This is a genomic window from Paenibacillus sp. HWE-109 (assembly GCF_022163125.1).
Taxonomy (GTDB): domain Bacteria; phylum Bacillota; class Bacilli; order Paenibacillales; family NBRC-103111; genus Paenibacillus_E.
The window spans coordinates 1,325,805-1,346,671 of record NZ_CP091881.1 but is presented as its reverse complement, the minus strand read 5'-3'; the positions used below and the strand labels follow the sequence as shown (position 1 = coordinate 1,346,671).

Sequence of the window (20,867 nt, the reverse complement as noted above, 5' to 3'; positions counted from 1 at the left end):
GCCCCCCTGTTTATAATGTTAACCAACTTTATTATTTCCCGATTCCCGTTAACCTGGATACCCCTTAAAACCTGAACAGCGTCATCAAAATCGAAAAAAACCTAAGCTAGTAATCCAAATGACCATGCAAAATGAAGACAGACCGTTCGGCAAGCCTGCCGAGCGGTCTGTACATGGGCATGCGGCTGAGTAATCGCAGCCATATTGCAAAAAGCCACGCCTTTTAATGCATCGGCAGGCCATAAAGACGCCAAGGCTTGCGCCCTCCAAAATATCCGCACAAATGGCTCTCTGCCGGTACAGGTTCGATTTCCCATGAGCGTGCAGCGGTGTGGTTGGCATTGTAGAGCACAGCTTCTTCGCCCTGCGGCAGCTCAAGTTCATAAATGCCGCCGCCCAGAGGACGAAGCTGCACCTCCGAGCTTGCGGACAGCCGAATGTCGCCTATCATGTCAGTCTTAATACGGCATGGCTGTCCGGCCAAGCTTTTGACCCTGATCCATGCCGTAGCTCCTTCCGAACGCGTCGCGCTGATCACAAATGCGCCCTCGGCTCGTAAATCATGGAACACAGCTTCCTTCCATTCGGAAGGAACAGCTGGGAATACCCTGATCTCTTCTCCCCAGCTTTGCAGCAGCATATCATGAATCGCTTCAGCGCCAGCGAGCGGCGACTCGAGAACGGGACCCGCTTCCTTGTACATCGTGTTCGGTTTCAGAAGATGCATCAGCGTTTTCAAGTACTTGAGCGCCTCGTCTCCTTCCCCCACTGCGGCAGCTATGGATGCCGCACCGGTAAACGTGAAACCGCGCAAGTCTCCCTCACGGGATAGCCAATGGCGCAGCGAGTGCATGATGAGCTCTCGTTCCTCCGGCGCATCGCCGCTCACCAGATGCAGCGGGAAGACAGCCATCAAATGGCTGAAATGCCGATGGCCGAATTCCAGCGGCTGGCCCCCGCCGACCATGAAGCCAGTCTCGTCGACAGGCAGCGGCGTTAATTGCGCCAAGGTCTCTTCCCAGCGGGCCCGGCCAGGGTCCTCTAAGCCAAGGATGCTGCAAATACGCAGCAAAGTTTGGCAGCCCCAGCGCAGCAATGCCAAGTCATAATGGGTATCCGGTACGGCTAACTGCAGGAATGAGCCGTATTCGGGCGAGATCATCGGGGGCAGATGCCATTTCCCGTCATCGCCTTCCTCAAGCAGATGCAAATAGTACTGCACACTTCGCTTCAACAGCGGAAAGAGCAGCTCCTTGAGCATAGGCGTGTCCATCGCATGGCGGTAATGCCTCCATAAGTTATGGCACACCCACGTCAAGTTGCCTACTTCGGCGCCGACAGGGCCGACCAAGTCATAGCTCATACTGCGGCCCAGCCCTGCCGAATCTTCACGGTACTGCTCAGGTACATTGCGGATTAACTGCTCCATATTGTCGCGAAAAGCACGAACGAGCGATTCGCCAAGCTCCAGTCGGCCTGATGTATAAACAGGTGAATAGCTCATTTGGACATTCATATTAAACCAGACACCAGCCCATGGTGTCGTCGTGAGCCATGGTCCTTGATTGTCCATGATCATCGCGTCGCTGCGGGTTGCGGAAGCCAGCTTGTACATTTGTACCCAATAGAAACCTTCCAGCATCGTATCCGGGATGGAAACAAAACTTTGGCGATAGTAATCATGCCACCAACTCCGGTGCGCTTCCACCCAAGCCGCCCACGATTGCGTCGCCGCTTCCCGAACATTCGTTTCCGTTTTTTGCTGGGTCTGATCACTGAAACCGTTCCCGATCGAAAGCCATAACCGGCGCAGGTTTGCCCCTTCATCTGCCTGCTCTTCCAGCCTTGCCGTCGTACAACCTCCGTCATGTTGGAACCTTTGCACGCCAACCGTCAACCCATCCTCCTTAGCCTGTCTGGTAACATCTGCCTGCGGGATATACTGATTCAGGTTGCTGCCATCGGCGTTCTTGAGCACCTGGTCCACTTCACTGTAAGCGTACCACTCCATACTAGCGTCTTTCTCACCTTCGCTTGTTTCCAGTTCCACAGCAAGCACCTTATCCTGGCTGTGGACGAAAGCGCGAACCTTCACCGTGCCTACCGTCGTTGTAATGTCCGCCCGCATCTCCGCATTCCACAAATCAACGCGAATGCTTGACGGTTGATAATACCATCCAACCAGCTCAAGGTGCAGCTCGCCAACCGGCACACGAGGCGGGAATCCGCCTCCAGGTTTATGCGCTGTGACGTCCGTGCATCCGAGCACAAAACGCAGCACATTGCGTTTATCGCGATGTTCCTCACTATATATCATGGCCCCGATCACTCCGTTGCCGATAAAAGCCCCCTCGTCCCACGAAATCGGCTTAACAGACCAAGTCATGTCATGTCTTGCCATAAATGATGGCCAGTCCACCTTTGTCTTCATCAACAAAACCCACACCCTTTCCTATTGCTCACACCTCGCTCCATTTAAATATACCTCCGTACATGGGAGGTATCATTGCGTTTATTTGCTGCAATATGACCTTTTTTGTTTTTTGCGTGAAAAGGAACTACGATCCTCTAATTGGCGGAAACCGGAGTAAAAGCAGTATGGAAGGGAACTGAGGTACGCTATTTAAGCGGAACATGCTGGTTCCGACCAGGAAATGGTGAAATAGCGGATCGTAGTTCCCTTTGGCGTGGAATATGGCGAATTTCAGCCATATAGCGGACCCTAGTTCCCTTTGGGCTTTGCGATGACAGAGAGCGCAATGTGAAAAGGAACTGCGATCCTCTAATTGGCGGAAACCGGGGTAAAAGCAGTTTGGAAGGGAACTGAGGTACGCTATTTAAGCGGAACATGCTGATTCAGACCAGGAAATGGTGAAATAGCGGATCGTAGTTCCCTTTGGCGTGGAATTAGCCGGTTTTCAGCTTTATAGCGGATTCTAGTTCCCTTTGGACTTTGCGATGACGGAGAGCGCAATGTGAAAAGGAACTACGATCCTCTAATTGGCGGAAACCGGGGTAAAAGCAGTTTGGAAGGGAACTGAGGTACGCTATTTAAGCGGAACATGCTGATTCCGACCAGGAAATGGTGAAATAGCGGATCGTAGTTCCCTTTGGCGTGGAAGTAGCCGGTTTTCAGCTTTATAGCGGATCCTAGTTCCCTTTGGGATTTGCGATGACAGAGAGCGCAATGTGAAAAGGAACTACGATCCTCTAATTAGCGGAAACCGGGGTAAAAGCAGTTTGGAAGGGAACTGAGGTACGCTATTTAAGCGGAACATGCTGATTCCGACCAGGAAATGGTGAAATAGCGGATCGTAGTTCCCTTTGGCGTGGAATTAGCCGATTTTCAGCTTTATAGCGGATTCTAGTTCCCTTTGGGCTTTGCGATGACAGCAACAAACGCCAAACACAAAGAAACTAAGCAGATACAACTGCATAGTTTCTTTGTCTATCCCGTACTTGTAGGATGGCCTCTTGTGCCGGGTTATAGAGTATCTAATTGGTTGTGCAAGGCTCCAAGATCATAGCATACTCGTGACCCACCCTTGTATTCGCCCAAAAGCAGGTTCTGTTCCGATGCTAATACTCCTTTTTCACAGACGGTTTGATGGGAAGAATATTCGGGTAAATGGCGACATTTTGTCATGGCTCCGCAACCAATAATGCCTACTACTTTCAGGTGATTTTCATGGTGCGCCTCTCCTTAGCTTTCTTCCCTCAGCTGAGTCCAATCAAAAAGAACTCCCATCGCTGAGCTTCGATTGTTAACGAGTAATTCGTACGCCTGCAGCGCTTCCAGTGGGGAGAACCGATGTGTGATTAGCGGATTAACATCCATTCTTCCTTGCAATATGTAGTGTAAGAACAGATCGGCCATTTCAGGATGATGCCATCCTTTATAATTCATTTGGGCATGAATACCGAGTATCGATACCGAGTTGGAAACCACATTGCGCCCCATCCCCTGTACGGATGGCGTAGCTGTGTCCCCCAGTAGAATCACTCGGCCCAAAGGCTTAACTAGCTGAGTAGCTTGCGCCAATACAGCGGGATGTCCGGTAATATCGAAAACAACATCCAGCATCTTGCCCTTGGTCTGCTCAGCGATCTGCTCTTTCGCCTTCCCCGCATCCATCGCCAACCGATGAATACCCGGTTTATCCCACACAAGCTGGACTCGGCTCTCCGCAGGGTCCATCGCATAAATTTCTTTGGCGCCAGAAAGATACATATATTGCGTCACCAGCTGACCAAGAAGCCCCAGTCCTATGACACCAACCGTTTCCCCGAGAAACAGCTCTGCTCTTCTCACCCCAAGCTGCGTCGTTTTGGAAAGATTAATCCAAACGCCTTGCTCCGCGCTGACCTCCTTCGGCAGAAGTACAGCATGCTCCGCCTCCGTCTTAAAAAACTGGGTGTGCGCATTTTCCACAAACACACGGTCCCCTTTTTGTATATGCTGAACGGCTGTCCCCACTTCAAGCACTTCAGCCACCATTGAATAGCCGGGATGAAACGGATACTGCACCCAGCTTGACCAATTGGTATCGGGATCGAAAACGCCTCTCAGGCATTGAAGCTCTGTCCCTGTGCTAATCAGCGAACTGATCGCCGCACATAATATTTCCGTAGGACCCAGATTAGCGTCAAAAGATTGCTTTCTGACCTCCACCTTCTGCTTTTCTGCAAAAACGATGCTGACCGTTTCCATTGACTTTACCTCCTTATTCGGGAATCTTTTCCCATGAGATAAGTTTAGAGGGGGCAGCATTGAGAAAACAGAGCAAACGTTTACTGAAGTTTAACACTTATACAGGTTATCCCACAGCGTTTTAAATCGTTCTTATAAACAATTCTTTGTATTGCCGAGGGGAAATGCCCGTATATTTTTTGAAAAGCCTGGTAAAGGTTTGGATATCGTTAAAACCAAGCAATTCGCTGATTTCAGTCACATTCATTTCACGTATTTCGAGAAGCGATTTGGCTTTTGCGATTTTGATTTCCCGGTGCAGCAGAATGGGGGATTTGCCGAATATGGCTTTGAAATGATTGCTAACATACGTCGGATTCATGTGCAGTTCGGCTGCCAAACCGGCTAGTGAAAGCGTCGCTTCAGGTTGATTAACAATTTTCAGCAGAATCGCTAAAAAACTGTGTGATGGTTGGCTCTCTGTTGCGGTTTTGACGCTTCCCAAAGCATTATCCAGCAGCAAATAGAGCAATTCAAGCGATTTCGCCTTTTGTAAAATGATATTGGGCAAATGTCCTTTTCTGGACATGGAAAGCATGAGCTCATCAAACACTTCCTCAAATCTTTTGTGGTTTTTGAGAGAATACATATAGGGTATCTGCAGAAAAGACAGAACATCAACCACATGCTGAATAGTATACGTGAAGTGCCACCACAGGAATTCCGTTTCCTCGTCGCTATCTTTGTATTGATCATGCTTGAGGTGGGGAGGGATAAAGATAACCGTGCCCGGGTGCAGATTATATACCTTATCCTCTACTTTCAACTTGGCTGAACCTTTTCTTATATATGTCATCATATAGTGCTCATTTAAAGTTCGATTGCGGTAGTTCATTTCATTCCGATTATGACTATCGAATTTCAGAATTTTCAAATCGGCCGTTTCCAGCAGTGCGGAGATCACATCCGTTTGCACCAGCGCCACTTCCTTCTTTCGGAGTTATCTTTGGATCACGACGCTATACTATCACTCCCGCAGCCCAACATACAACTATTCTTTCTCGTTAGCAGCCCTTGGCAGAGTTGACTGTGATACCTTTCTTGCTGTGAACCGCCGCGCGATCAGCACGCACAGTACGACTGCGATATTCACTGCAAGGATAGGCCAACCGATGGGTTCATGCAAAACGAGATACGCAAGCAGCAAGCCAAGGAATGGCTGGAGCAGTTGCAACTGCCCGACCGCCGCAATGCCGCCCTGAGCTAGACCTCGATACCAGAACACAAAGCCGATAAGCATGCTGAACAAGGATACATAAGCAAGGCTGAAAAGCGCGGAACGACCGATACCTGCCCACGAGACCGGCATGAAATAAAATGACAGCAGTAACATAACGGGAAGCGACAGAACGAGCGCCCAGGAGATCACCTGCCAGCCCCCTAACCTCCGTGAGAGCCGCCCCCCTTCAGCGTAACCTAGGCCGCACACAATGGTAGCAGCCAGCATGAGCCTATCGCCGACAGGAGAAGATGTAAATCCCTGGGTTAGGGCAAAACCAGCAACAAGGGAGCTGCCTATAGCTGAAAAGATCCAAAAGGCTAGTTGGGGGCGTTCACCGCCGCGCAGTACGCCAAAGATCGCCGTCGCAAGCGGCAGAAGCCCAATGAACATAATGGCATGCGCGGATGTGACATACTGAAGCGCCAAGGCTGTCAGCAGCGGGAAACCAACTACCACGCCTAGTGCTACCACCAATAGCGGAGCGATGTCACTTCGAACTGGCCTTTGCTGCCGGAAAATGAGGAGAAGCACTCCTGCAAGCAGTCCGGCAATTGCAGCGCGGCATACGGTGAGGAACAACGGATCAAAATCCACCACAGCCACGCGCGTTGCGGGTAGCGAGCCGCTGAAAATGAGCACGCCCAGGCAACCATTGATCCAGCCGCTTGTCGTTTTATTCATTCCAATCACCTCTTTATTTCATCATTTGTTTGGCTGTCTGGCCGATAATTTCAAGCCCTTTGTCGATATCATCATCCGACACTTTCGAGAATCCGAGCCGCATCGTATGCTTTCCCCCGCCGTCTGTGTAGAACATATTGCCAGGCGTGAAAATGACCCCTTGACTGGAACACGCGTTAAGCAGCGCAGCCGTATCGAAACATTCATCGAATTCGACAAACAGATGCAGGCCTCCGTCTCCCGATAATCGTGTATAAGGAAGGTACTTCTCGCAGCAATGTTTCGTCCATTCGTATTTTCGTTTATATTCGGCACGCGCTTTTTTCAAATATTTCTCCAGATTGCCGTTTTGGAGATATTGAAAGAGCAGAGACTGATCAAGCGTCGAGGTGTGAATGCTGCGAGCTCTTTTGATGCTTTCCAAGTAATCGATCAGCTCGCGATCTGCCAGCACCCAGCCAACCCGGATGCCAGGGAAGAGCACTTTGGAGAAGCTGCCGATATAAACAACTCCGTTGCTCTGTCCAGCCGTTGTGATTAAAGGGGACACATGCGAACCCGAATAACGCAATTCTTCGTTGAAGCCGTCTTCGATGACCGGAATGTGGTGGCGGGCCATGAGCTGCATAATCGCCAATCTTTTCTCTGGTGACGTTACGATGCCCGTTGGATTGTGGTAGGACGGAATCAAATACGCGCAATCGTAAACCTGTTCCGTCAACGCGCGCTCCAGCTCGGTCAGATTAATGCCGTCACGCTCCATCGGAATGCCAGTTATTTGGAAGCCGTTCAGTTTCAAGTTCTTAATGGCGGTGTAATGGGTCGGGTTTTCGCAAATAACCGATCCTCCGTCTTTCCTGCGAAGGGCGGACATCACGATATCGAACGCTTCCGTGAAACCGTTCGTAATCAGCATATCTTTCCCGCTCAGATCGACGCCCTTTTGCTCCATATATGTCAGCAAATAATCGATAAGAGGCTTATAACCTTTGGCGTAGCCATAATTCAGCAGTACGCCCCCCTCCAGCGCTATTCGGTCTTGAAAAGCTCGCTTCACATTTTCCAGATCGAACAATTTCTCGTCGGGCGCAATGCTGGTAAAGGATATGACACTTTTATCTACGCGAATGCCGCGTTTCATCCGGTCCAGCTCTACGGCTTGCCGCGCATATCCGTTTATACGTGATTGCCAATCGATTTCGCACAATGGGGCCGCTGTGCCTCGGGGAGAGGAAACTGCAGCAACATAGCTTCCTTTCCCCTTAACCACATAAACGAAACCGTCCCCCTCCAGCTCAGCGTACGCGGAAATAACGGTGTTGCGGCTGACGGCGAGCAGCAAGCCGGCCTCGCGGGTGGAGGGAAGCTTCTGATCGGCTTGCAGGGACCCTTTTATAATCAGACGTTTCAAGTAATCTTTCACCTGGATGTAGACCGGTCGGTCATCCGTTAACTTAAAGTCATTAAACATATTCATCGCCCCCATTGTCATGATGGCACAAATGGGGAGGTAAAAGAAAGGACCACGCCTCGGGATTTTTTGCTGGGGTGTGGTTGGGTGCCAATGACCCTTGAGGCTAGCCAAGACCCCTTACGAACTCAACACCCTCTATTCGCTCAAAATCGCTCCTTCTGAAAATCTAATGAATCCCAGAAGTCCTATTACCAGCAAACGACCACCTTTCCGCCCAAAATCTGCTCGATAACGCCAATCCAGTTCATTAATTCGCCAAAGTAGCCATTTTCACGTCGATAAGCATCATACAGTTCGTTAGATGCCCATTGAGACCGGAAACCTCCGCAGCAAAGAAGTCTGCGGGGGACGTCAATGAGAAAGAGGGTGTCCCATAAGCTCATGGGACACCCTCCTCAAGTCAATGAATCTTAGGGCTAGCCAAGACCCCTTACGAACTCAATACCCTCTATTCGCTCAAAATCGCTCCTTCTGAAAATCTAATGAATCCCAGAAGCTCTATTAGCAGTAAACGACCACCTTTCCGCCTAAAATCTGTTCGATAACGCCAATCCAGTTCATTAATTCGCCGAAGTAGCCATTTTCACGTCGATAAGCATCATACAGTTCGTTAGATGCCCATTGAGACCGGAAACCTCCGCAGCTAAGAAGTCTGCGGGGACGCCAATAAAAAGAGGGTGTCCCATAAACTCATGGGACACCCTCCTCAAGTCAATGAATCTTAGGGCTAGCCAAGACCCCTTACGAACTCAATACCCTCTATTCGCTCAAAATCGCTCCTTCTGAAAATCTAATGAATCCCAGAAGCTCTATTAGCAGTAAACGACCACCTTTCCGCCTAAAATCTGTTCGATAACGCCAATCCAGTTCATTAATTCGCCAAAGTAGCCATTTTCACGTCGATAAGCATCATACAGTTCGTTAGATGCCCATTGAGACCGGAAACCTCCGCAGCTAAGAAGTCTGCGGGGGACGCCAAAGAGAAAGAGGGTGTCCCATAAACTCATGGGACACCCTCCTCAAGTCAATGAATCTTAGGGCTAGCCAAGACCCCTTACGAACTCAATACCCTCTATTCGCTCAAAATCGCTCCTTCTGAAAATCTAATGAATCCCAGAAGCTCTATTAGCAGTAAACGACCACCTTTCCGCCTAAAATCTGTTCGATAACGCCAATCCAGTTCATTAATTCGCCAAAGTAGCCATTTTCACGTCGATAAGCATCATACAGTTCGTTAGATGCCCATTGAGACCGGAAACCTCCGCAGCAAAGAAGTCTGCGGGGGACGTCAATGAGAAGAACCTAGCCCGTGACTAGGTTCAATAACAATTTGTGTTCTAGGGGATGCTGCGATAATTGGGATGAATGGATTAATTGGAGGATTGGGATGTAGGGGTAAATTGAAGGATTGGGATGTAGGGGGTAATTAGGCAATTTGAACAAATAAGCACTTTCAGCTAGCTTATTCTCAGCCCATCGTCCCCCCTCCATCGTGGCGGAGCTCCCAAAGCGCAAACTAATCACCAATGCGGCCAATGCACTCCTATTAACTACCGGAACGCAATCACTGAATTCTCCTTTTTTTACCAAACACCTGATTCACGCTCGGTGCCGTAATACTAAGGACTGGAACCGCCATATCCACGTGAAAGCTAACGGTATGAACAGCCTCCATATTCCCTGCGTGATCCAAAGAACGGTAAGAAATAGCATGCAAGCCGTCCGTATCGATCAAGATAGGTGAATTATACAGCTGCCAATTCGCTCCGCCGTCCACGCTGTATACCGTTTCCGTGACACCGGAAGTCGCATCGTATGCATTCAGCGTCACGGTAACCGGATTGACGTATCCCCCATTGGGTCCGTCCGGCTGCGCCGGGGACACAGACGCCGTCGTAACCGGCGCAAACTGATCAAGACGAAGCGTTAATTCCTTCGTTGGCTCTAGATTCCCCGTCAGGTCAGTCGAGCGATAACGGAAACCGATGGCTCCGTTATCCTGGTCAAGCGTGATTGGCGATGCATACACGCTCCAATTCACTCCACCGTCCACGCTGTAGCTGGTTTGCGCAAGAGTCGACGAACTGTCTCCTCGGCTCAATTGAATCATAATCGGATGTACGTACCAGCCGTTCGCCCCATCCGGCTGGGAAGGAGCCATCATCGTGATCGGCTGGCGCAGCTGCGTGACCACGATGTCGTCAAACGTCAAATTATCGAAGCCACCTGCATAGAACCCGATCGTTCCGGTCAGATTGTGCGCAGGATCGGAAGCTTTCAGCTTGAGCGCGCCATCGACAAACAACGAGATGTCAGCGCCATTGACAATCAATTCGACGGTATACTCCGTATTCGGAACCAGATCTTCAATGGCTAAATCGGACTTCTTGACGGTCGCCCAAGCCCCATTATAAAGAATCCATTGCGAAGCACCGTCCACCGTCTTCCGGTACCCGATCCGATCGCTGCTGCCGGACACCAAGCGATCGAAAATATAGAACGTTGCCGCGCTCGGAATCGTGGCTGGCGTCTTCATTTTGAACGTCAAATCGTAATTCGTGAACGATCGTGGTGAAGTGGCAGATGCCCCTTTAAGCAGTCGATATTTATGGTTGCCGTTCAACGTGATTATGCTGCGATTCGGATCCACTGGCCACCCGCCTCCGCCGAATTCGAAGTCGGTCTTCAGCAGTACATCCGACACGATGATGCGGCTAGTCGCAGACGCCTCAGGCGTCTCGAGCGACGTGACGGTAATGTCTGTTTCACCCAATCCGACGGCGCTGACTAGCCCGTTTCCGTCGACAACGGCTGCTCCTGGATTGCTCGATGTCCAGGTGACAGCGCGATTAACGCTGTCTGAAGGATCGAAGCTCACCTGCAGTTGCAGATGTTCGTCCGCCCCGAGATTCGCGCTGGTTCGGTCCAGTTGCAGCCCGGCAACTTTGGTGGATGGCACCGACAGCTGGATGTCGTCGAACAGCAGGTAGTCGAAGCCGCCTGCATAAAAGCCGACCGTCCCAGACGGGTTGTGCGTCGCATCCGTCGCTTTCAGCTTCAGTACGCCATTGACATAAAGGCTGATGTTGGCTCCTTTTACCAGCAGCTTGACACTGTATGCGGTATTCGGCGCCAAGTCCATGTATGGCATGTTCACTTCCTTAACGGTTGCCCAGGCCTTGTTGTACAACAGCCATTTAGATGTTCCGTCCTCCAGTTTGCGGTAACCGATGCGGCCCCCGCCATTCGAGCCTAACCTGTCGAAAATGTAAATCGTACCGAGGCTCGGCATGACTGGCGGCGTCTTCATTTTGAACGTTAGCTCGTAATTCGTATAATCGTTCGGCGAAACGGCTGTCGCACCTTTCAGCACTTTATACATATGATTGCCGTCCACATCGACAACAGCCCGATTCGGATCTACCGGCCAGCTGTTGCGTCCCGTCTCAAAATCGGTATATTCATAGATGCCGTCTCCGACGACAACGTCAATCGGCACTTCATCCAGCAGTTGAGGATTTTCTGCCGAAGTGACCGTGACAACCGCCTGGCCGACTTCAACCCCTTTGATCACCCCTTTGCTGTCCACCTTAACCACACTCGGGTTGCTGGAGGTAAACAGCAGCTTGGGATTTGTCGCGTCCCAAGGCAGCACGGCTGTGTGCAGGACATATGTTTTTCCGATTCCAACCGTTACGCTCGTGTCGTAGGCCCGGACACCTTGCACCGGTATCGTGTCTGGCGCCAGATACGGCCCCGCTTTTCCGATAATCCCCATTTCACTAAATGGAATCGAATGGAAACCAGGAATTTGTTGGAACACCTCGGCATCGCTTTTCAGATTGAGATCGCCTGCAGCGAGGTTAACAAAACCGGGATCGTGGTTCGTCACCCAGTTGTTTGCATACTGCAGCAAATTAAACTTGTCGTACGCCCCCTGTGCGTTGGTGATGCTGCTGCGCGCCATGGTCGGGTTATAAATCACATTGTTCTGGTACGTATTCGTCGTCGGATAATACCGGTCTTCCGTGAAAAAGTCTGCCAACTCTGGATATTTAACCAAATACGGCGTCCCTACGAAATTATTATTTTGGGCAAATAATGCCTGCCATTTGGGCATGTAATTCTTCGAGATCTGCTTGTCAGGGTCGCTGCCCAGATAGATATCCGCATAATCGTAAGGCACCTCACTGTCAATAAACAGATTATTCCGGGTCTTGATGTGTGCGCCACCATTATTTTTAACAGCTGAGTTGCCCATTTTATAAAAAATATTATCTTCAATGGTCAATCCCATCGTGAAATTGTCTGGATAGACGCCTTCGACGCCAGCTTTGGATTCCCCGATATGATGGAAATAGTTCCCTCGAATGACCGTACCTCGCTGCTGCGGCGTCTCGCCTGCGTTCATATAGATGGCCCCGAGGTCGGAGAACATTTTACATACATCATAAATGTTGTTGTACGCTACCAACTGGTCGTTGCCGAAGATCAAAATGCCGGGATGCGGCGCATCGTGAATTTCATTGTGCGACACCCGGTTGCCAACGCCAGTCAGAATGACGCTCGGATTGTACGCTTTGTGATAGTAAGCGAAATCGTGGATATGTGAGTTTTCCACGTAGTTGTTGCCAGGCTCCAGCGTAACACGACTGCCTCCGTTCAACGTGACCGCCGTACCGCCGATATGATGAATGTGACTGCTCGTAATCCCGTGATTCACCCCCGTTGCTGTAGCAAAATCATTATATAACCACCGACTTTGTGTATTAATCTGCACACCACCATTGGTAAAGTTGCGGATCTCGCAGTGGGAAAGAAGCACATGATCGCCCCCCATTATCACCACAGCCGAATCGCGTCCATTTTCCAAAATCAGATCTTCGAACGTAACATGGGAAACCCCGACCGTATTAATCATCGGCGTTTTCAGCATCGTAACGGTAATCTCAGGATGCTCCGCTTCAAATGCTGCTGTTGGCAGGAAGTACAAGATGCCAAGCGTACGGTCAATATAGTATTCGCCGGGCATATCGATTTCCTCGAGCAAATTTTGCGCGAAATGAAAATCAGGATACCAGTTCTTGAACAAGCCGCTCATTTCGCCGTAGCGCAGTGTGATTCGCTTATTCACTGTATCGATCGAAGCAACTTTGTTGTACGACCATTCCCAGCTGTAGCCGAAAATCCCGTCCATCCAAATGTCGTCGGCATTCGTCCAGTATTGCGGGCGATCGTAGGTGTAGCTGAACGTCCCTCCCCGATCCTGCAGATCGGCCTCCTTGCGTGTCGGGCCCGGATCGATAATGTCGCCCATTTGCACCGTCCCGTTATTCGGCCAGCGCGCAAGCGTCATGCCTTCGCCTGCCACGTACAGCTCCATGGGGGGAACCTGACTAATATCGTTCGCCTTATAATAGCCGTGGCGGCTCATCACGCCGTAATCGGAAATGCCGTGACTGCTAAGATTAACCTGCAGCACCTTGCTGCGGGCATCGGTGCTGATGATTCGCTGCAGGATCGCTGGGTCTGTAACCGGCGTAAACCAGTTCTTGTCTAGCGACTGGCCACCGGACAGCCGGACACTCTCGCCTGGATAGGCTTTGTACGTGATCGGGCTGTCAGACGCGCCGGAATCCTGCTGCTCCAGCTGGAAACTGGTGGATCTGTCGTACTTACCGCCACGCAAATAGACGGTGACACCGCCAGCCGGCAAGCCGGAGGCGCTCTTCAACTGGCGAACAGCATCGCGCGCCTTCTCCAGTGTCAGGAATGGCGCGTCGATTGCACCCGAATTGGAATCGCTTCCATTCGTGGATACATAGAAGGCCGTTTCCGGTAACCCGGATTCGGCCTGAACGGCAGGTAAAGCAAACAGATTCAACAAAAGTACAGTGATCACGAGAAGGATTGCTTTCTTTCTAAGCATACTCCTACATCCCTTCATAAGGAAAATTTTACTCGTCACCAGTGAGACGGGGTGTTACTCTGTTACCCCTTCACCGAGCCAATCATCGTGCCTTTTTCGAAATAACGAAGCAGAAACGGATACATCACCAGCACTGGAAGCGCGGAAACAATCACCGCCGCCATCTTTAAGCTTTCTGGTGCAGGTGGAATCTCATTCACAGCCGTCGTGAACGGATCAAGCCTGTTCTCAATCAGAATCTGACGAACAATCTGCTGGAGAACGAATTTCGTTTGATCTGTCACATAGAGCAAATTGTCCATAAAAGCATTGATGTGATACACCAACGACCAGAGACCGATTGTAACCAAAACCGGTACCGACAGCGGCAGCATGATGCGAGTCAAAATGCGGAGATCACGTGCTCCGTCAATCCGGGCAGCCTCGATTAGCGCATCCGGGATCGAGCGGAAGAATGAGATCATTACGAGCACCTGAAACGCGTTCGCCGCCTGCGGCAGCACATAGACCCACCGTGTATTCAGCAAATGCAGCTCCTTCATGAGGAGATAATGCGGCACGATCCCGCCATCGAAGATCATGGTAAAGAGCAGCAGCAGCACCAGCGCCCGCTTCCATGGCATTTCTTTGCGAGACAGCGGATAGGCTGCGCATACGGTAACGATCAGCGTAAGGGTTGTGCCAACTACCATACGAAACAATGTATTGCTGTACCCTTTCCAGATAAACGGATACGTCAGCAGCTCCTTGTATGGCGTCAAGGTCAGATCCCTCGGAATCCAGTGAAAGCCGCTTCGGAGCGCCTCCCCCCTTCCACTTAGCGATACGGACAGTACGTGAATAAAAGGGTAAACGACAATAATGGCAAGTACGCCAAGTACGATGTAAATAAGGCTGACGGCTAATCGATCCTGCCAGTTTCCAATTCTCATGTTGCAATTCCTCCTACCATAAGCCACTCTCTCCCTGGCTCATTCTGCGCACTGTGAAATTTGCCCCCAGAATCAGCAGAAGCCCTACCAGCGACTTGAACAAGCCGATTGCAGCCGTATAGCTGTATTGAAATTGCTGCAGTCCTACGCGATAGACGTAAGTATCAATCACATCTCCGGTTTCAAAGGTGACGGGATTGAGCAAGTTGATAATTTGTTCAAAGTTCGCGCTCAAGAAGCCGCCAAGGCTGAGAATAAACATAATTGCGATCGTTGGCATAATAGACGGAATATTAATATGAAACATGCGTTGCCAGCGATTCGCTCCATCGATGGTCACCGATTCGTGCAGCTCCGGGTTAATGCCCGACAGGGCAGCAAAATAAATAATCGAGCCCCAGCCGATATCCTTCAAAATGGCCGAGCTGACCACAATGGAGCGGAAATACTCTTTATGTCCCATATAAAATACCGGCTTTCCTCCAAACCAGCCAGCGATTTCAGCCACGATGCCCGTGGTCGGCGACAGGAAATAAATAACGAGACCGGACATAATGACCCAAGAGACGAAATGCGGTAAATACATGGTCATCTGCACGAAGCGCTGAAAAAAGCGGGACCGGACTTCATTAAGAAGAAGCGCCAGCACGATCGGTGCCGGAAAAGCGAACAACAGCAAATACAGGTTCAGCAGCAGTGTATTACTCAACAATCTGTAAAAATCGGCCGAATGAAACAGTGCCTCAAAATGCTTAAGGCCCACCCAAGGGCTGCCCCATATGCCATCGATAACGCGAAAATCTTTGAAAGCAATCAGTACCCCGTAGATCGGACCATATTTGAATACCAGAAAAAAGGAAAAAGCAAACAGATAGAGCGCAAACAGCTCTCTATTCTTTAAGATCATTTTCATTACAAGTGCACTTCCTCAGGGCCAGTTGCGGCACCTCCCCGGCAGCGGCAAAGGACTTGCAGCCGGGGAGGAGTCGCTTCTCAAGCTGATTATTTTTTAAACTGCTTCTGGTACATTTCGTTGGCTTCCTTGGTCAGCTCGTCTCCGCCTTTAGCCTTCCACTCCGCCACATACTTATCGAAATCGCTAAGCGGAACTTCTCCACTGATGATTTGAGCAAAATATTTTTGCGTCAACGCCGTCAAATCCTTCTTATACTTGCCGTCCGACGGGAGCGCTGCGAATAGCAGGGCATCCGTCTGGTTCGGTGCGGAAGAATAGGTGCGGACAGCTTCGTTCAACTTTGGATTCGAATATTTCTCGCGATAGCTGCGCGTCGTAATATTGCCCATTGAAAACAATCGGATGCCAACTGCATCGCGCTGTTCCTGTTTTTCGAAGCCGGCTAACGCTTTCGTAGCGCCTGAAGTTGCTCCGCTGTCTACAAAGTCCCACTGTGTTCCTTTTACACCCAAGCTTGTCATATTGATTGTCTCTTCATCACTGCTCTCAGCCCGCAAAATCTCAAAAATTTTGCTCAGCTTCGCGGGGTCATCCTTCACCTTCGTGCCAAGCACGACGAAATTACTCTTGATGCCCCAATCCCAACTGCCGCTGCCGCCAGGTCCCTTCGGATTTTTACCAAGCTGAAGCTTAGCGTTCGGATTGATGTCCTTCATGGCCACGATGGTTGCCCCGTCAGCGAGTGCCGCCTTACCCACCTGTTCTTCAATCACACCAATCCGATTGTTGTACAGCTTCTTGCGGTACGAATCCTGGGTATCCGTAATATATTCAGGATCGATCACGCCGTCGGCATACCATTGACGCAGCTTCGCGAGGGCCTCTTTTGCCTCCGGCATGACGGAGCCATTCAGAATCTGTCCATTCTTTTCCTGCCACATCGTCGGCTCAACGCCGTAAGCGCCGAAGATCGAATAGAAGCCCGCCGACCATGTCGACGTTGCCGTTCCAGTCAAGCCGTAGGTGTCGTTTTTACCGTTTCCGTCCGGATCCTTCTTCGCGAACGCATAAGCTGCCTGCTCGAATTCATCCAGTGTCTCCGGAAGCTTGCTGATGCCGACCTTGTCAAGCCAATCCTTGCGCCATAGCATCGTAAGATCATACGGCTTCAAATCAATGAACATCGGGATCGCCCACAGCTTATCGCCGAATGTTACGGTTTGGAACAGCGCTGACGACTTCTCGACGTCTTTGTAGTATTCCGGCATTTTCTCTTTCACCATGTTCGGGTCAAGGCTCATCAGCACACCCTGCGCCTGGTAAGCGGATACATTCGCTGGATCGCCAAGCATGAATAAATCCGGCACCTCGCCAGAAGCGATGCTGGCATCTGTCACTTTGACCGGCTTGATTTTGACATTAAATTTCTGTTCAAGCCACTTCTGCACGGGGGTATCAGCAACGACCGCTGGTGCCTGAAATTGAATGCCCCATGAAATTTCAATTGGCTTTGCAGGCTTCGCAGAACCGACCGGCTGACTCGATTCGGAAGCTTTATTCGTCGTATCTGTAGCACACCCGCTTAGTACGCTTGCGGCCATACTGGCTGCCAGAACCGCAAGTGCGACTGGCTTCATTTGTATAATAGGCAATACAATCTCCCCCTGCTTCATATCATTAATTCCGTTCCTGAACACGTTCTGCCCCGGCCGGGAAATGGGAACGGTTACATCCTTTACGATATCCGGTGGCGCGCAACTGCACAATCATCTCATTCGCTTTTCTTTATGTTTTTCCTTTCCGGGGCTCTAAACAGGGGGTTATGTTATCCGATTTTTCATATGTTTTTCGCCTCTCCTCTTCCTCCCGCGCCAAACTATGCTATAATTTGCTTGGTGCCGAGTACGGTATCCACGTCATTATGTAAACGCTAACATAAAGAAAGGAGGGTCAGGATGCCCTTTCGCCAAGTGATTGGAAACCGCTCTCTCTTCGTGAAGCTGCTGCTGTCCATGACGGCCATCGTCGTTGTCACCGTCACGCTCATTTCCTCAGTCACCTATACGATTTCCGCCGATACCAGCATCCAGAATTCGATTGAGTATAATCAATCCATCATGGAGCAGCAACGAGAGCTGATTCATAAAGAACTTTACGCAATACAGAATATCGCCTCGAGCATGGTCATGACCCAGTCCTACCTGTATCACAAAATAAACGAAAAGCTGAGCGTGTCTTCACTCATTGACTTGACACGCTTTCTGGAGGAGCAGCAAAAGCTGAGTCCTTATATCGATTCCATCTATCTTGTTTACAGCAAGCTCGATCTTGTGCTAACCTCCCGCTCGGAGATGAAAATGACTTCGCTATCCGCCTTCCCCGACCAATCCTGGCTGCCAGTGATGAAGGAAGAAGCCGGAAAACGGACCGTGTGGCTGACCAATCAACCAGGCGCTCCTGTGAAAGGGACGCAACCCGCCAGCTTACTGCAAAAAATGCCGCTCATCGGCCCTGTCGATGGCGCCATTGTGATCAATTTGAAGCTTGACCTGCTCTTCAAAGAATATCTAAGCCACTATCATAATAAAAAGGGAATGACACTTGTCCTCGGCTCCCAAGGTGAACCGCTTTACAGTGAAAAGGAAGAAGCGGCTGACCTGATCGGGAATCTTGATAAAACCGTGCTAGCAGCTTCCGGCAGCGGTTCCTACCTGGACGATGATCGTTGGATCGTAACCTACACCACGTCCAGTTTGACAGGCTGGAAATTTGTCAATGTAACCAAGAAATCCGTTCTGCTTGAGGGTCTTAACCGCATTAAAATGATCATAGTTGCCGTGGCTGCTCTCTACGTCATAGTTGCCATACTGCTGTTGTTCTACATCTCGCAGCGGCTGTACGGTCCGCTCAAAAGTGTGATGGCTTACATCAGCAGCGGCTCCAATGCCGCATCCGTAACCTTCTCTGGCGACAGCGCAAACCAAGGAGCCACCAAGCCAACCGGCGACGAGGCAAGCTTCATCCGGCAGTCATTCGAACAGCTGCGCCATAGCAGGGAGACCATCCGGAGCGAGAAAGAACGGGTGGAAACGCTGCTTGGCGACAACCGTTCGGCGATCAAAGAGAAATATTTGAGCGACCTGATCAAGGGACGGGCGGGTTCACCGCAAAGCAGCGGGCAGGAAAAAGATGCGGCAGAGCTTTTGGGTTTAAAGCTCGATTTTGAACATTTTATCATCTTAACGATCGAACTTGAGGAACCGTCGCTGTTGAACGACTCTACCGGCAATCTCCATTTCCATCTGTTTCAATACCGCTTGATTGAAGAGCTCGGAGCCGAAATCGATGGTGAAATCTTCGCCAGAGACGATGAACGCATCGTCGTTATACAGGCTGTGCCCGCTGGGCAAGACGAGCTTCCGGTTGAACTCCCGGTTGAGCTTGCCAGAAAGCTGCAGCGAAATATAGAGAACCGTTACAGGATTACCGCTACGATCGGCATTAGCCGCCCCCATACTGGCGTGGAGTTCGCTCAGTCCGCCTATGAGGAATCAATTGAAGCGCTTAGCCTCAAAATGTATGTAGGCAAAGGCGAAATTGTGCCCTATTCGATCGTTAGTTCCTGGAAGCAAGATAAAGAAACCTATTATTACCCATACGAACTGGAGACAAAGCTGCTTCAGGCGCTGCTTCAGATGAACCAAGAAGGCTGCGAGGAGATGATCGGCTTAATTACGCAGGAGGTAACCTCACGCAGACTCGGGAAAGCCAACGTTCAGCAACTCTTCTTTCAATTAAGCGGGGAGATTGTAAAAACGCTGGTGCAAACCGGCGGGGATATGGTTGTCGTGCTGGGCAATCAACCGTTCGTGCTTTCCGACATCCAAACACTGCGTGATATGAAGGCGCGTTTGATAGAAATGTGCGCTCAGATCATTGCGCACAATCGGGAGAAGCGACTGAAGCTGAATGATATGACACTGCAGCTTGCTATCGAATTTATGGAGAAAAACTACAACAACAATATTACAATCGAGACGGTTGCCGATCATGTGCAGCGAAGCACGTCCTTCTTGAGCCGTATTTTCAAGGAAGCGATGGGCACAACAATCAATGACCATTTGATTCATCTTCGGATCAAGCGGGCATGCGAGCTGCTGCGGCAGCCGAAATACACGTTGGAAGACATTTGCCGGGAAATCGGCTATTCCAATGTCAGCTACTTCAACAAATTGTTCAAATCGCGCATGGGGTACACACCAGGTCAATATCGGCTGCTGCAGACAGCGGATTAGCTTCTGGCAAGCGATCGTAATAAAATGACCCTCATGATCAGGAGAAAATCCCGTCATGAGGGTCATGCTGATCTTATTAGAAGGTTATGAGTGTGGTCATTCTTGTCCACAACTCCGGCTCTTGTTCCCCCTCCGACCAAGGGATAAAATGCGGCCTCATGGTGGCATGCCAGTTCTCCGGAACAACGGGGGCTGGCCATGTCCTTCGCGAAGCCCCGCGCTCCAAAGCCGGTATCGGTGTCTCATGATAAGAGAAGATTAGCGCCTCATGCGTTCCGATTGTGTAGGTCGGATTGAAAGCGTGCGGTTTCTCCTCCTGCAAGGCGTAATGATAGAAGATGTAGCTGCTGTACTTCTCCGGCTTCAACCGCGCGAGCATGCCGACCCGCTCCCGGTTGGCATATCCGTCCCAAACTTCTCCCGGTTCCCCGTCGCGGTAAATTTCAAGCATCGGCACACTATATCGCCGCTTGCCATCCATACTAGGCCAAGTCTCCAACATCACCCGGCACTTATCCGGCCATTCCCACTCAAAGTGCTCGCCTGCCGTTTCGAAATAGAGAACCACATCTCCCTGTTTCGCGAAGACCGAGCAACTCACAACATCCTGCTGGCGAAGCTCGCTTTGCCAAGCGTTTCCTGCTTCAGATAACGCCAAGATGAAGGTT

At 50.4% G+C, this 20,867-nt stretch carries 15 protein-coding genes; 1 reads left to right on the top strand and 14 read right to left on the bottom strand.

Features of this window, described 5'->3' with window-relative positions; all coding sequences use genetic code 11:
• Positions 1 to 101: 101 nt before the first annotated feature.
• The 13 genes from LOZ80_RS05460 to LOZ80_RS05400 form a co-directional block, all read right to left on the bottom strand.
• Positions 102 to 254 carry a hypothetical protein gene (locus tag LOZ80_RS05460; protein WP_238170475.1) on the bottom strand — a complete coding sequence of 51 codons (153 nt, stop codon included), beginning with the start codon at positions 252 to 254 and terminating at the stop codon, positions 102 to 104.
• The gene (locus LOZ80_RS05455; protein ID WP_238172902.1) at positions 224 to 2,431 is read right to left on the bottom strand and encodes a glycosyl hydrolase family 95 catalytic domain-containing protein; all 2,208 of its coding nucleotides are present in this window, start codon (positions 2,429 to 2,431) and stop codon (positions 224 to 226) included. Before LOZ80_RS05455 ends, LOZ80_RS05460 begins: the two co-directional genes overlap by 31 nt.
• Positions 2,432 to 3,703: 1,272 nt before the next feature.
• Positions 3,704 to 4,711: a zinc-dependent alcohol dehydrogenase gene (locus LOZ80_RS05450; protein ID WP_238170474.1), complete on the bottom strand. Its 1,008-nt coding sequence runs from the start codon at positions 4,709 to 4,711 to the stop codon at positions 3,704 to 3,706.
• Between the two features lie 121 nt (positions 4,712 to 4,832).
• Positions 4,833 to 5,666 carry an AraC family transcriptional regulator gene (locus tag LOZ80_RS05445; protein ID WP_238170473.1) on the bottom strand — a complete coding sequence of 278 codons (834 nt, stop codon included), beginning with the start codon at positions 5,664 to 5,666 and terminating at the stop codon, positions 4,833 to 4,835.
• 75 nt (positions 5,667 to 5,741) lie between these two features.
• Complete coding sequence (locus tag LOZ80_RS05440; RefSeq protein WP_238170472.1) at positions 5,742 to 6,653, bottom strand: DMT family transporter; 912 nt, start codon at positions 6,651 to 6,653, stop codon at positions 5,742 to 5,744.
• Positions 6,654 to 6,666: 13 nt separating this feature from the next.
• On the bottom strand, positions 6,667 to 8,124 hold the full coding sequence (locus LOZ80_RS05435; RefSeq protein ID WP_238170471.1) for an aminotransferase-like domain-containing protein: 1,458 nt from the start codon (positions 8,122 to 8,124) through the stop codon (positions 6,667 to 6,669).
• A 191-nt stretch (positions 8,125 to 8,315) separates the two neighbouring features.
• The gene (locus tag LOZ80_RS05430) at positions 8,316 to 8,510 is read right to left on the bottom strand and encodes a hypothetical protein (protein WP_238170470.1); all 195 of its coding nucleotides are present in this window, start codon (positions 8,508 to 8,510) and stop codon (positions 8,316 to 8,318) included.
• A gap of 177 nt (positions 8,511 to 8,687) precedes the next feature.
• Entirely contained in the window at positions 8,688 to 8,828 is a 141-nt protein-coding gene (locus LOZ80_RS05425; protein WP_238170469.1) for a hypothetical protein, read from the bottom strand.
• A gap of 111 nt (positions 8,829 to 8,939) precedes the next feature.
• Complete coding sequence (locus LOZ80_RS05420; RefSeq protein WP_238170468.1) at positions 8,940 to 9,134, bottom strand: hypothetical protein; 195 nt, start codon at positions 9,132 to 9,134, stop codon at positions 8,940 to 8,942.
• Between the two features lie 557 nt (positions 9,135 to 9,691).
• Positions 9,692 to 14,056, bottom strand: coding sequence for an OmpL47-type beta-barrel domain-containing protein (locus LOZ80_RS05415; RefSeq protein WP_238170467.1), 4,365 nt, complete (start codon positions 14,054 to 14,056; stop codon positions 9,692 to 9,694).
• A 62-nt stretch (positions 14,057 to 14,118) separates the two neighbouring features.
• Positions 14,119 to 14,988, bottom strand: coding sequence for a carbohydrate ABC transporter permease (locus tag LOZ80_RS05410; RefSeq protein WP_238170466.1), 870 nt, complete (start codon positions 14,986 to 14,988; stop codon positions 14,119 to 14,121).
• A 13-nt stretch (positions 14,989 to 15,001) separates the two neighbouring features.
• Entirely contained in the window at positions 15,002 to 15,901 is a 900-nt protein-coding gene (locus LOZ80_RS05405; RefSeq protein ID WP_238170465.1) for an ABC transporter permease, read from the bottom strand.
• An 89-nt stretch (positions 15,902 to 15,990) separates the two neighbouring features.
• On the bottom strand, positions 15,991 to 17,556 hold the full coding sequence (locus tag LOZ80_RS05400; protein WP_238170464.1) for an extracellular solute-binding protein: 1,566 nt from the start codon (positions 17,554 to 17,556) through the stop codon (positions 15,991 to 15,993).
• A gap of 303 nt (positions 17,557 to 17,859) precedes the next feature.
• Here LOZ80_RS05400 and LOZ80_RS05395 point away from each other — a divergent pair, with 303 nt between their 5' ends.
• Positions 17,860 to 20,199 carry a helix-turn-helix domain-containing protein gene (locus tag LOZ80_RS05395; RefSeq protein ID WP_238170463.1) on the top strand — a complete coding sequence of 780 codons (2,340 nt, stop codon included), beginning with the start codon at positions 17,860 to 17,862 and terminating at the stop codon, positions 20,197 to 20,199.
• Between the two features lie 76 nt (positions 20,200 to 20,275).
• On the opposite strand, the gene LOZ80_RS05390 is transcribed toward LOZ80_RS05395, so the two are convergent.
• Positions 20,276 to 20,857: a hypothetical protein gene (locus tag LOZ80_RS05390; protein ID WP_238170462.1), complete on the bottom strand. Its 582-nt coding sequence runs from the start codon at positions 20,855 to 20,857 to the stop codon at positions 20,276 to 20,278.
• Positions 20,858 to 20,867 lie beyond the last annotated feature (10 nt).